The organism is Mesorhizobium neociceri, from assembly GCF_013520985.1.
Taxonomy (GTDB): Bacteria; Pseudomonadota; Alphaproteobacteria; order Rhizobiales; family Rhizobiaceae; genus Mesorhizobium; species Mesorhizobium neociceri.
Genome location: NZ_JACDTY010000002.1, coordinates 42,415 through 55,944, shown reverse-complemented (window position 1 = coordinate 55,944; position 13,530 = coordinate 42,415). Strand labels below are relative to the sequence as shown.

Sequence of the window (13,530 nt, the reverse complement as noted above, 5' to 3'; positions counted from 1 at the left end):
CGACAGATCAGCAGAGGCCCTCGCAAGGAATCCCGTCGCCATCACGGTCCAGCTTCCTGCCCCATGAGCAATTGTTAAGGTACCAATGCGCCTCTTCGCAGGAGGAAATCTGAGAGCAGTAGCGTCGAGGCTGGCAGGAATAGCTCTGCGCTATCTTACTTGGGGTGATCACACCCAACTTGCGGTTCGTTGACGGCTTTGGATCGTCAGAATGATCGGCGCGCCAGTCCCATGGCGCTTCGAACTCACCAGTCCACAATCCGACTTTCGCTGCTTTCGCTTGCGCCTGCTGTTCAGCATACGCGCCGTGGCTGTAGCGAGGCCAATCCAGAGCCTGACCGTGTTTGACCATCCAGGAACCAACACTGGCGCCATCGGCCCGGCGACAATCGCCGACGAAGCGGTGATACCTGTCCCATGCCACGAACGTGCATTGTGCTGGACGAGACACGGCCAAAAAGGTGTCTAGGGCCTCGGCGGATCGACGCCCGCAGGGATAATCCAGGCCATTAGCATCTTTGCACAGCTGCCGGCTTTCGGGTGCATCGATACCGTTGAAACGGATACGCTGACCGTGGATCTCGACCGTGTCACCATCCACAACCGAGGCCGTCCCCATGATGGTCGGTCGGCTTGCAGTGGTCCAGTCGGCGATCACTGAGCCAAGTTCCCTGTGGTTGCCTCCCGTTAGGGAAAAAAGGGCGTAGGCTGAAGCAGACAGGCCAGCGACTGCTAGGGATACGATGGCAACGGTCCGGCCGCGGGAAACGTGGCCGAGGAAGCTTCGCCGCCCGCGCCCTAGGCGCGACCGGTGTCGGTGGGATTGCCGATCGTTCTTCAACTGCTAGCTCCCCGAACGAGAAAAGGCGTGCCTGACCTACCGTGTCTTTCCCTTCTTCGCCGGCGCCTTATCTGCCGCGGCTGCCTTACGTCCAAGTCCGATCGATTTGGCGAGAACCGAACGGCTCTGCGAATAATTCGGAGCTACCATCGGATAGTTGTGCGGCAGCCCCCATTTTTCCCGATACTCGTCGGGTGTGAGGCCGAAATGAGTGGTCAGGTGTCGCTTGAGCGACCTGAACTTCTTTCCGTCCTCGAGGCAGATTATATAGTCTGGCGTCACTGATCGCTTGGGGTTAACGGCAGGGGGCTGTGTTGGCTTTTCAGGTTCGATCGGCCGACCAATACGTGCCAACGACGAATTCACACTCTCGATGAGATCCGGCAGCGATGATACAGGAACGGCGTTTTTGCTGACATAAGCTGAAACAATGTTGGCCGTGAGCTCGATGACTGATCCCAAGTGGTTATGATCTTCGTCAGCCAATTCGATGCTCCACAAATTACCCAAGCAGCTAGTTGTCTCCGACCATATTTCAAAGGGCCGATCGGCCGAATCCAATCCTGCACGAATTATTGTTTTACTAATAGAGGACGGAATGCGACGCCAGCCTGGCGAGAGCCAATTTTCTCTGTATACAGTCGAGCTCGCGGCTTGAGAAGAGGCATATCACCATCCTACACTAAGGGTATCAAGTAAGGGGCGCAGAAAGTGAAATCTTCCACGCCCGCTGGTAACCTTACGGCGCCCGGGAGAGATCGTGTTGTCAGATGGCAGCCGAGTGCTCGCCAGAGCTTGCGACCGCGGAATCTGAAAGTTTTCCAATAAGATCATTAAGTTCCAAACAGTGTTGGTTGGTGCTGTTGGTTGGAACAAAAGAGAGACAAGCAGGGCCAAAAAGGTGGTGCTATTGCGTCTCTGGGTTGGGCAATTGTTCCATACGTCCGGAGTGGAGCTATTGCTTGAGATTTGAGGGAAGGCAGCCCGTCGGATCGGTTTCACAAATATTGAGGCCTAGCCGGCATGAAACCTTTTATTCACAAATTTCAGAAGCGGCTGGTTTTTTTGTTGCGACTGCCATTGCGTAGGTTCTATGTGTTTCGTTCTGCGCGGGGGGTGTAGTTGTCTGACGTCGAAAAATCGGTCTTCCAAAGCGACCTGCCTCTGAAGGAGAAACTCGAGCGCGCCAGGATGGAGTTGCTCGATCTTTCCGCCCGCAACCGGCTATTGAACGTGCCGCGGTTTTCCAAGAGCGCGAAAACGATCGACATCGTCGATGAGCGGTCATCCGAGGTCTATCGTTTGCTGGCGAACGAAGGGAAGGTTTTTACCTTCCTCGCCGGCAAGCCCGATAGACCGAGGGCAGGCCAAGAAAGTACCGCCACGGAAGACGACATTGATTTCTCCCCCATTTCCCTTGCTCAGCCAGAGGACGATGACGTCGACGATAGGGGGGTGTCTGCGCGACATTCAGACACCAAACTGCAGACGCGGATGACCCCAACCGGGCTACAACGTCGACTTCTTGATCTCTACCATGATGCCAGGACTCTAGAAGAGGAGCAGGGCGTCAACATCCTCTTTTTAGCTCTGGGGATGCTGAAGTGGATTGATCCCAACAACAAAGAAAACATTCGTCAAGCGCCGCTCATTTTGGTGCCGGTCCGGCTCGAGCGAGGAACGGCTGGAGAGAAGTTCCGGCTACGCGCCAGGCCAGAGGATCAGAGCGCGAACCTTTCCCTCGAGCTCTATCTCGATCGGATGCACAAGCTCGCCATGCCGAGCTTCGACGCGGGAGACGACTTCGACGCCTCAAAGTATCTCAGTGCCGTGGCCGAAGCGGTTTCAACCAAAGAGGGTTGGGAGGTGCTCCGGGACGACATGGTCCTGGGCTTCTTTTCGTTCGCGAAGTTCTTGATGTACCGGGACCTTGATCCCGAGATCTGGCCCGAGGGCTCCAAGATCATCGAGCAGCCGAAGATCTGCTCGCTCCTTTCAGACGGCTTTGAAGCACGCGAGCCGTTGATGTCGGATGATATCGCGATTGATCCGCACATCGCGCCTGCGGAGATGTTGCATATCGTCGACAGCGACAGTTCCCAGACGCTCGCGATCCACGACGTAAGAAAGGGACGCGATCTTGTGATCCAAGGTCCCCCCGGCACAGGAAAATCGCAGACAATTGCAAACGTTATCGCGTCGGCCGTGGCCGACGGAAAGACCGTGCTTTTCGTTGCCGAAAAAATGGCCGCGCTGGAGGTCGTGAAGCGCCGCCTCGACAATGCCGGGGTAGGGGACGTGTGTCTGGAGCTCCACAGCAACAAGGCGAACAAGCGCATGATGCTGGAGGAGCTGCGTCGTACCTGGCAGCTCGGATCGCCTCGAGGACAATTCCCGTCTGCGCTCACTGATCAGTTGTCGCAGGCGCGCGACAAGCTCAATGCGCATGCCGACCGGATGCATGTTCCGTTCGGCGCATCCTCCCTGACCCCTTACCAGGTTTTCGGCCAGCTAACCCGGCTGAGGCAGAACGGGCAAAAGCCCGTAGATATCGAGCTCGAAGGTGCCACCGATTGGACGAGTGAAGGCGTTTCGTCACGCCGGAAGCTTCTGGACGAGGTCTCTCAACGGATCAACGAAATCGGGCTACCCATCCACCACCCCTGGAGAGGGGTAGGCTTGGATGTCGTACTGCCAACCACCGTCGAGCGGCTCGTCCCGCGCATCGGGTCGTTGCTCGATCAGGCGAAGGCCGTGCAGGCAAAGCTGATCGACATTGCCGCGCGGATCGAAGCCGAGGCCCCGCGAATTCTCAGCGACAGCGGCGACATAGAAGATCGTGCAGAACTGCTCGCGTCCGCACCAGAGCTCCCCGCCGACGCGTTGGTCTCACCGGTGTGGGATGACCATCCTAAGGAGATTGCATCACTTCTTTGGACAGGATCGGATTTCGCCCGCAAATTCGAAGACCTTTCGCAGCATTTGGCGGCGACGGCGATCGACACGCCAATTGAAGATCTCGAGACAGAGCTTGCAACACTGCCATCGGACTTTCCCAAAGACGGCTTTGTTCGCGCGCACCAGCTGACCGTTCTGCTCCCGCGCTTGCGGGATGAAGCGGAGCGGTTGAACCAAGAGCTAGGGTCAACGGTTGTACCAGACACGCTGGCAGGTCTCGTTAGACTAATCGTGACTGGGGAGAGAGTAGCGGCCGCCCCTGACGCAAGCCCCGAAGCGTTTGCGGCAACCGTTTGGGACTCAGGACTTGAACAAGCGGCGGAGCTTGCCGAGAGCGTCGCGGCGCTTGAGGCGGTTCAAGCAGAACTGAAGGGAAAAGTTGTCGATGCTGCCTGGAATACGGACGTAGCACCGACAAGGCAAGCCCTCGCCACCCATACGGGACTGTTGAAGGCGTTGAGTGGCGACTACCGTCGCGCCAAAGCCCTTCTGCGGTCCCTTCTGGTCGATCCCAACGCGCCGTCGACGGAGACAGTGCGTCTCCTAGACTTGTTGATGAAGGGGCAAGCCGCGGCCGCAAGGGTTCGTGATGGCGACGCATTTGGTCGTTCCGCCTTTGGAGCAGATTGGCGCCGTGAGAAATCCTCGTCGGCACCGCTCTTAGCTCTAGTGGAATGGATGCGCACGCTAAGGGGGCTTGGCTCGGAACCGCGACTTATTGCTGGTCGGATGGCCGAGCGCGCCGAAGCGGGCGCGCGGGCGGTCCGGGTTCGCAAGGTGATCGATATCGGCCGGCCGATGATCGAGGGTTTCTGGAACGATCTCGGCCACCTCGCGCCGTCCGTGCTGGGTGATGTGGCTTCCGCCGAGCGGGCTTCGCTGCAGCTGATGGAGGTCAAGGCGCGATCCGTGGCTCAAGCGGACGAAGCGTCTCGAGTGGTTCTGGCCAGAGTGCCAGATCAGTTGTCGCATCGGCTGGAGCTTGTACGGCGCCTGGGCGCGCTGCAGAAGCTTGCTCAAGAGATCGATGCTGCTGAAGGCCTTGGCAGGTCCGCATTCGGCTCATCTTGGCTCGGCCGAGGATCCAACTGGGTCGCGCTTACGCAGGCTGAACTCTGGTTGAAAAACAATAGCGCACTCCGACATCTGGTCGCGCGTCTGTCTGACAGGGTCGAGATCGCAAAATCGGCTCGTGCGACGCGAGAAGCGACCCAAGCCGCGGCGCTGCAGTTGAAGGCGCTTGCGGAGGATTTGAAAGCGGATGCTTCGTCTTTGTTCGGAGTAGGCGATTTCTCTGAGGTCGTGATTGCCGAGTTGATTGCCCGATTGGAGGGCTGGGTCGAGCATCAGGAACAGCTCTCGAAATGGGTTGCCTACGAAGAACGATCTGAGAGCGCCCAAAAGGCGGGACTAGGACAGTTGATCGGCGGCCTAGCCAACGGCCAGGTTCCAATCGCATCGGCGCGATCGGTCTTCGACATGAGCTTTTACGAGAAAATGCTCACGGCGATGGCGAATAAGGAGCCAGAGCTCGGCAGGTTTGACGGCGAGCTACATTCGAGGGCTGTCCGCGACTTTGCGGATTTGGACCGGCAGAGGATCAAGGCTAGCGCCATCGAGGTCGTAACCGCGCATCATCGCAAGATCCCGTCGAGGGATGGCGGAGCTGGTCCTGTCGGTTTGCTTCGATCTGAGATGGCGCGCAAAAGAGGCCATATGCCTATCCGGCAGTTGATGCTGAGGGCAGGGCCCGCTGTCCAGGCGTTGAAGCCGGTATTCATGATGAGCCCACTTTCGGTGGCGCAGTTCTTGTCGCCCGGTCGAATGTCGTTCGACCTCCTGGTTATGGACGAAGCGTCTCAGATCCAGCCGGTGGACGCACTCGGCGCAATTGCCAGAGCGAACCAGGTGGTCGTCGTTGGTGATGAACGCCAGCTGCCGCCGACGACATTCTTTGCGAAGATGACGGGCTCGCAATCAGAAGATGACGAGGGCGAGGGTGCGCAGGTTGCTGACATCGAGAGCATTCTCGGGCTCTTCACGGCCCGCGGTTTGCCACAGCGCATGCTTCGCTGGCACTATCGCAGCCGACATCAATCGCTCATCGCCGTGTCGAATAGCCAGTTCTACGAGAACCGGCTCTTCATCGTTCCAAGTCCGTATACCCAAGAGGCCGGCATGGGGCTGCGGTTCCATCACGTGCCGGACGGAGTGTTCGATTCAGGCGGGACAGGGACGAACCCGATTGAGGCGCGGGCTGTAGCAGAAGCGATCATCCGTCATGCGAAGTCGAATCCGCAAGAGTCTCTTGGTGTTGCGACTTTTTCGGTCAGCCAACGCCGTGCGATCCAAGATGAGCTCGAAGCGCTGCGGCGGTTGAATCCGGATACGGAAGAATTCTTCCACGCCCATCCGAGCGAGCCGTTTTTCGTCAAGAACCTGGAGAACGTTCAAGGCGACGAGCGGGATGTGATCATGATCTCGGTAGGGTACGCGAAGAATGCGCAGGGTTACATGGCCATGCGCTTCGGCCCACTCGGTTCGGAAGGCGGCGAGCGTCGTCTCAACGTCCTCATAAGCCGGGCCAAGCGAGCTTGTGAGGTGTACGCGTCCATAACAGATGAGGACATCGACCTAGAGCGAGCAAAGGGCAAGGGCGTCTTCGCCTTCAAGCTCTTTTTGCACTACGCGAGGACCGGACGTATCTCGCTTGCGCAGACGACGACCCGAGAGATGGATTCCATCTTCGAGGAACAGGTGGCCAACGCATTGATCGAAAGAGGCTATCAGGTCCATGCGCAGGTGGGTATCGCAGGCTTCTTCATCGATCTTGCAGTTGCTGATCCGGAGCGGCCAGGGCGCTATCTAATTGGGATCGAATGCGACGGCGCCGAGTATCACTCCTCGCGCTCCGCCAGAGATCGGGATCGGCTGCGACAGGCTGTGCTCGAAGACCATGGCTGGATCATACATCGCATCTGGAGCGCCGATTGGTTCCAACGCCCGCGCGAGCAGCTCGAGCGGACGGTGGCGGCGATCGAGGCTGCAACGAGAGAACTTGCTGAACGGGCGGAGTTGGGAAACCAGAGAAGTCGCGCGGCGGCTGTACAAGTCGTGACGGTCGACCGAGGTAGCGTCACCGAAATCGGCTTGGAAACCGCGAACGGAGCCGCGGAACCCGATCGGGCCTACGCGGAAGCCAGTGTACAGAAACCGCCCGGCCAGTTTGAACTTCACGAGACGCCCACCGGTCTTCTGGCTGGGCTGGTCGAGCAAGTCGTGGCTGCGGAGACGCCAATCCATCTCGACGAGGTCGTATCGCGTATCCGGGATGCGTGGGGCCTACAGCGGGCCGGCGGTCGAATTCAGGACGCAATTGAGCGTGGGCTTGTTGTCGCCGAAGCGCGGGGAGCGGTGGCGCGGCGAGGCGACTTCTGCTTCAAGCCTGGCGCGCCTATTCAGCTACGGGACCGCAGCGGCGTCATGTCCCCTGGATTGCGTAGGCCCGAAATGATCTCGTCGGAGGAAGTTGCCCAAGGAGCCATCGAGGTGGTCAGATCCAATCTCGGCGCGACGGAGGCCGAAATTGGAACGAGCATTGCCAGGATGCTGGGCTTCAAAGCCGCAAGCGCGCAATTGAGGCAATTGATTTCAACGGCGGTCGCCGCTGCTGTAGCCAAGGGATCGTTGCGATACCAAGACGGGCTGCTGATAGACGGCGCAAACGGTCAGTAAGACATCAGCGCGCCACTCCCAGCAGGCTGATGAGAGGATCATCGCTCATTTGGCTGATGGTTTCAGCGTCATCTATCTGGCGCGCTGCATGGCCAATTCATCGCTACGTTCGAGCAGGATCGCGCCCGCAAGGCGGACGACAGTGTCGTCGTTGGTGAATATTCCGACGACCTAGGCGCGCCGCTTCCTATCGCCGGTGAGGGGCTCGACGGATTCGTACCGGTATGATCACTGACGGTGCCGTCCGGTTCACCCGCTGGAGATGATGTTCGGCGTATGCGACCATCCGGGACAGGAGCACCGGGAGCACGCCAAGTGCGGGCAAGTCGATCAATTGGATCAGCTGCGAGCTCGCACCTGGAGATCGGAAGCTGGAGCCTTCCCGGGAGCGCGCGCAGACTCATCATCTCGTCGGTCACCTCCTTCGAAACAGGTTGGCGTGATTAACAACCTACCGGCGAACTGTCGATGACCCCCGCAAAGCCGATCGCTCGCTACGGCGCTGTTGAGGGCGCGCTCGCGAACGGCTTCGCTACTGCCGAGCTTCCCGTTCCTACCGCTCGTGCGGCAAGCGCTCCTCCCACAGCCGTTCTCGCAGCCTTTGCCGATCGGCTCCGAGGTGGTCGACTCGTGAGCGAGTCGACCGTGAATGGGATCCTTTCTATTTTTGATGAGCCAGCGGCCAAAGCGGCGAAGACTAGGCGAGCCGACCGTGAATGGGATCTTTTTTATTTGCGATGAGCCAGCTGGCAAAGTTGCGAAGGATACCTGCATGCTTCCTTGCGGTGCCCGCGGCGGTCCCGCCGCCCTCGAGGGCCTTCTCAAGCCCCGAAGGGCAACATCGTCGGAATCGAGAGGCTGCCGCTTCCCACGAAGCCCAGTTGACTGCGCCGGCTGCGGCGCCGAGCCGGCAGGCGCTGTTTTGCCATCTTCGCCTGCATTAGCTATCTCGCTCAGTTGCCGCTCAAAGGCCGACTGCGGGCCGAGCCGATGGTGAGCTGTTACGCGTGCCAGCCGTGTTCGATTGCCCACGCACCCGCTTGGTCGAGGTGAAATCCATCCGTTCTCACTTTCAGCACTGGAATCTCGTTTGAAGCTGGGCGGATCTGACACAGGAAAGCTGTCGAGAACCTGTCGACGACAACGTGCTTGCCAACGGACGTGTTGCAATTTTTTCCGTAAGCAGAGGCATGCGATGGCCTTCGGTTTTTCGCCATCGCGGTTTCGACCAGTCGGTCGTCCCCCATAGCTTCCTTGGTGTAATCCGCGAAAGGACTGCGAGCCTTTGCCCGCTTGTTCTGCGAAACGTGCGCTGGTTCAACTCCGATGATCGCGAACGTATCGCGATGTCCTTGTAGCCAGTGATGGCGTCAGGAAAGACCGAAAAGAGCCGCTGCCCGTGCTGCCGCGGCCGATATTTTTGCGTGACAGTTTAAATACATTCGCGTAGCGCGTGCCTTGCAGGCCGAGCGAACAAGGATTACGAAACGCGCCGGCAAAGCCGCGCCAAACTCTCATCGAACTGCAGCAGGGCGATGCCGAAATCGCTTGCGCTGAAACCGGCCAAGCAGCTGGCAATCGTTCATGCCAGATCGCTAACGACAATGTCTGCGGCCAGTTGGTGATCTCCGAAGCTAAACCGACGCTGGGGCTGGCTTCGAGATTGTGCACGGAAAAGGGCGCCAAGCGGGCGCAGGTAGTTAGCTCGCGTGCGCTGGCGGCGCTTGGACAGCCAGCTGGCAATTTGACCTCACCGAGTGAAGCGTGTTCTTTGAAATCAGGAGACAAAAAAATGTTCGAACTGACCGGCCGCAAGGCGCTCGTCACCGGCGCATCGGGAGGCATCGGCGAGGCGATCGCCAGGGTGCTGCACAGCCAGGGCGCGATCGTTGGCCTGCACGGCACCCGCGTCGAAAAGCTCGAGACGCTGGCCAGTGAACTCGGCGATCGGGTAAAACTGTTTCCCGCGGACCTGACCAACCGCGATGCAGTCAAGGCGCTCGGCCAGAAGGCGGAGGCCGACCTAGAAGGCGTCGATATCCTGGTCAACAATGCCGGCATCACCAAGGACGGCCTGTTCGTGCGCATGTCGGATGCCGACTGGGATTCCGTGATCGAGGTCAACCTCACCGCCGTGTTCCGGCTGACCCGCGAACTGACCCATCCGATGATGCGCCGCCACCATGGCCGCATCATCAACATCACCTCGGTGACCGGAGTCACCGGCAATCCCGGCCAGGCCAATTACGGTGCCTCCAAGGCCGGCATGATCGGCTTTTCCAAGTCGTTGGCGCAGGAGATTGCCACTCGCAACATCACCGTCAACTGCGTCGCCCCGGGCTTCATCGAATCCGCCATGACCGACAAGCTCAACGACAAGCAGAAAGAAGCGATCATGGCTTCGATCCCGACCCGGCGCATGGGCATCAGCGCCGAGGTCGCGTCCGCGGTCGCCTACCTCGCCTCCAACGAGGCGGCTTACGTCACCGGCCAGACCATTCACGTCAATGGCGGCATAGCGATGATTTGAACCTAAGCGAGACAGCTGAATAGGAGCAGGAGAACCTACTCCAGAAACGATGTCCGCCGTCCACTTGGCCAGATGCGGCTGTGTCGCTCAATATCATCTTGATCAATACTGCGGTCAGCAGGCTCAGTATTGAGGTCGCCCGACCGTTGCGCGGCATTTGTCCATAGTCGGTCGTGACAATGAAGCTTGTCAGGCTGCGAGCGGTTTCGGTTGGGTTTTGAACGCCGCGACGAGAGGCCACAAAAGCTGCCTGCAGCAGTTGAGCAGGGGGCGAGCCGGCAGCGTGGCAGCATGGCGTTGACGCTTCACCCTGCTTGCTGGCGAGTTGTGGCCCCGATGTAGGTCCCTATAGCGGTCACCGGGCTATAAACTCGGCATAGTTTTTTGACCATGCCGGATCGGCCTTGTTTAAGCGTCGCTGTGACGAAGAAACAGGCGCAGGGACGATGGAGCACATCTAAATAATCTAGAATCGACCCTGAGCAAATTACGCGCACAGTAGGCAGATTTTCCCGTGCTGGCGGGCACCGCGCTGTGGCCACCCACCATTGGCGCTGATTCGCGAGCGCGGATATCACCAAGCAACAGCGGAACGCGTGCCTCCGCCTCGCCGACAACAAGAGCGTCAATTCGAGGAAGGACCGGCAGAATTTCCGCTGACATGACCTTCGCCTGATGTGCCCCTAGCAGGACGAGTATGGATGGCCCGTTTTGGCGAGAACGGCTTGGCAATGACGATACGTTGGTGCGGGGAGGATGAAGCTGACCCAGCGCGCGCGGCTTCGTTGATGTCCATTCCGATCCTAAAGCTATCCATAATGTGGATGCGTCAAATCGAAACAAACGATTTTACCGGGTTTGCAGAACGTCGCATAGGGGCAATTCAAGGAAGCCCTTGAAGGAAGTTGTCGACGTCTGCATCAGCTCCGAGGGGCATTTTGATGCGACAAGCTCTTCATGCAAAGGCGCTTACCTCAAAAACAGCAATAAAGACGAGGTCGTTCCATGCGCTCTGAAGTAAGGTGGCGGTTGTGCTGGGAAAATGATTTGCAACTCACCGACCATGCCGAACTCTCCGACTTCTTCCGAGAGAGCTATGGGCGGACTGGGGCCTTCAATGCAAAGCCATTCGAAGGCGGCCGCAGCTGGGCCGGTGCGAGGCCGGAATTCCGAGCAATCGGCTACGACGCGCAAGGCGTAGCGGCTCATGTCGGCATACTGCGCCGGTTCATTAAAGTTGGCGAGGCCGATCTATTAGTGGCCGAACTGGGGTTGTATGGGGTCCGTCCGGATCTTGAGCGACACGGAATCGGCTTTTCACTGAGCGGTGTGTTTCCAGTGCTGCAGCAGCTTCGGGTTCCATTCGCTTTCGGCACGGTTCGGCACGCGATGCGCAACCATATGGAGAGGTTCTGCCGAGGCGGTGTGGCGACGATTGTGTCAGGCGTTCGCATACGGTCGACCCTCGCAGATATCTATCTCGACCTGCCCCCCACCCGCGTCGAGGACGTACTCCTCTTCGTTGTGCCCATTGGAAGCTCGATGGACGAGTGGCCGTCCGGCACCCTGATCGACCGAAACGGCCCGGAACTATGAAGAGGGAAGTATTTGTGAAGTTCCAAATGGTGCACTGGCGCGACCTTTGACGACAGGCCAATCCATTTTTGGACACCGCAGATCCTCGATATGCTGGCGCAACATCGGGGTGCTGGCGAGATTACTCGTCATCGGCTCCTACCCCGCAGACCGGCCGAAATTCATTCGGCTCTTATGACCATTGGGCTTTGTCGGTTGCACAAGCTGAATGGCTACTTCCGCGACTCTGCCCGCTCAGGAGTTGAGCCGCATCCACGCTCAAAACAAGCTGAAATGGAAAGGTACAAAATGGCTGACCAACTCACGACGGAAATTATTGCCATAGTCAAGAAGCGCGTCGAATCGGAGAACGGTGGAGGAACGACCCCATCCATCGCAGGTGATATAACGACTGCCACCGAACTGACCGCGCTCGGTATCGATTCCCTGGGATTAGCGGACGTCCTCTGGGACCTGGAGCAAGCCTACGGCATCAAGATCGAAATGAACTCGGCCGAGGCGTGGTCGGATCTTCAGAATGTCGGCGACATGGTGAAAGCGATGCGTGCCTTGCTTGCTCAGGTGGCTTGAATGCACAGGCGCGTCGTCATCACCGGAATAGGCGGGCTCTGCGGATTGGGCTCCGACGCCGCCTCTATCTGGACGGGGATGCGCGAAGGCCGCTCCGCCATTGGCCCGATAGTCAACGCAGAGCTTCATGAGCTGAAGGGTACGATCGGTGCTGAGATTAAGGCGCTGCCTGAGCACGACATCGACCGCAGGCAGCTCGTCTCCATGGCCCGCTTCAGCCTGCTTGCCGTGCTTGCCGCGCGCGAGGCCATGCGACAGGCGGGACTTTCCTGCGATGAGAGAAACGCCCACCGCTTCGGCGCGACAGTGGGCGTCGGCTTCGGCGGCTGGGACGCGACGGAAAAAGCCTACCGCTCCCTGCTTTTGGGCGGCGCGACCCGCATGGATCTCTTGACTGGTGTAAAGCTGATGCCGAGCGCAGCTGCCTGCCACGTCAGCATGAACCTAGGCCTGCGCGGGCCGGTTTTCGCCGCAACCTCCGCTTGCGCCTCGGCCAACCATGCGATCGCCTCGGCCGTCGACCAGATCAGGTTCGGGCGGGCCGACGTGATGCTTGCCGGTGGCAGCGACACACCATTCGTGTTTTTTGTGGTGAAGGCATGGGAAGCGATGCGCGTACTCGCTCCCGATACTTGCCGGCCCTTCTCCGCCGACAGGAGGGGCGTGGTGCTAGGCGAGGGTGCGGCCATGTTCGTGCTGGAAAGCTATGAGCATGCCACTGCCCGCGGTGCAACGATTCTTGCCGAGATCGCCGGCGTCGGCCTTTCCGCCGATGCCTTCCACATCGCCGCGCCTGCGGTCCACGGGCCGGAGGCGGCGATGCGCGCCTGCCTTGCCGATGCCGGCCTAAATCCCGAGGATGTCGACTACCTAAACGCGCACGGCACCGGCACCAAGGCCAACGACGAAATCGAAACCGCGGCGATCAGGCGCGCCTTTGGTGACCATGCTAATTCGCTGTCCGTCTCTTCCACCAAGTCCACCCACGGGCATTGTCTCGGTGGATCGAGTGCGCTTGAAGTGATCGCCTGTGTGATGGCTATCCGCGAGGGTGTTGTGCCGCCGACCGCCAACTATCGCGAGCCAGACCCCCAGTGCGATCTCGATGTCACGCCCAATGTTGCGCGCGAGCGCAAGGTCCGCGTAGCCATGAGCAACGCCTTTGCCATGGGGGGCCTGAACGCAGTTCTAGCATTCAAACAGGTGTAGCAGCGAAGCATTGCAAAGATCACCCTGCCGTATCCAGACGCTTCCGGATCACTCCACCGGGCCGATGAGCACTTCCTTGCTGAGGTACGGC

At 59.2% G+C, this 13,530-nt stretch carries 7 protein-coding genes; 5 read left to right on the top strand and 2 right to left on the bottom strand.

Going from position 1 to position 13,530, the window contains the following annotated elements; genetic code table 11:
- Window positions 1-7 precede the first annotated feature (7 nt).
- Together H0241_RS04380 and H0241_RS04375 are read right to left on the bottom strand one after the other, a co-directional pair.
- Entirely contained in the window at window positions 8-658 is a 651-nt protein-coding gene (locus H0241_RS04380; protein ID WP_328824614.1) for a thermonuclease family protein, read from the bottom strand.
- 219 nt (window positions 659-877) lie between these two features.
- Window positions 878-1,327, bottom strand: coding sequence for a MucR family transcriptional regulator (locus tag H0241_RS04375; RefSeq protein WP_181056201.1), 450 nt, complete (start codon window positions 1,325-1,327; stop codon window positions 878-880).
- A gap of 636 nt (window positions 1,328-1,963) precedes the next feature.
- Here H0241_RS04375 and H0241_RS04370 point away from each other — a divergent pair.
- The 5 genes from H0241_RS04370 (at window position 1,964) to H0241_RS04350 (ending at window position 13,439) form a co-directional block, all read left to right on the top strand.
- Window positions 1,964-7,534 carry a DUF3320 domain-containing protein gene (locus H0241_RS04370; protein ID WP_181056200.1) on the top strand — a complete coding sequence of 1,857 codons (5,571 nt, stop codon included), beginning with the start codon at window positions 1,964-1,966 and terminating at the stop codon, window positions 7,532-7,534.
- Window positions 7,535-9,326: 1,792 nt separating this feature from the next.
- Window positions 9,327-10,064, top strand: coding sequence for a 3-oxoacyl-[acyl-carrier-protein] reductase (gene fabG / locus H0241_RS04365; protein WP_181056199.1), 738 nt, complete (start codon window positions 9,327-9,329; stop codon window positions 10,062-10,064).
- 1,005 nt (window positions 10,065-11,069) lie between these two features.
- Window positions 11,070-11,660: a NodA family N-acyltransferase gene (locus tag H0241_RS04360; protein ID WP_027038548.1), complete on the top strand. Its 591-nt coding sequence runs from the start codon at window positions 11,070-11,072 to the stop codon at window positions 11,658-11,660.
- A gap of 288 nt (window positions 11,661-11,948) precedes the next feature.
- Window positions 11,949-12,230 carry an acyl carrier protein gene (locus H0241_RS04355; RefSeq protein ID WP_027038547.1) on the top strand — a complete coding sequence of 94 codons (282 nt, stop codon included), beginning with the start codon at window positions 11,949-11,951 and terminating at the stop codon, window positions 12,228-12,230.
- The gene (locus tag H0241_RS04350) at window positions 12,231-13,439 is read left to right on the top strand and encodes a beta-ketoacyl-[acyl-carrier-protein] synthase family protein (protein WP_181056198.1); all 1,209 of its coding nucleotides are present in this window, start codon (window positions 12,231-12,233) and stop codon (window positions 13,437-13,439) included. It begins immediately after the preceding gene.
- The last annotated feature ends 91 nt before the right edge of the window (window positions 13,440-13,530 follow it).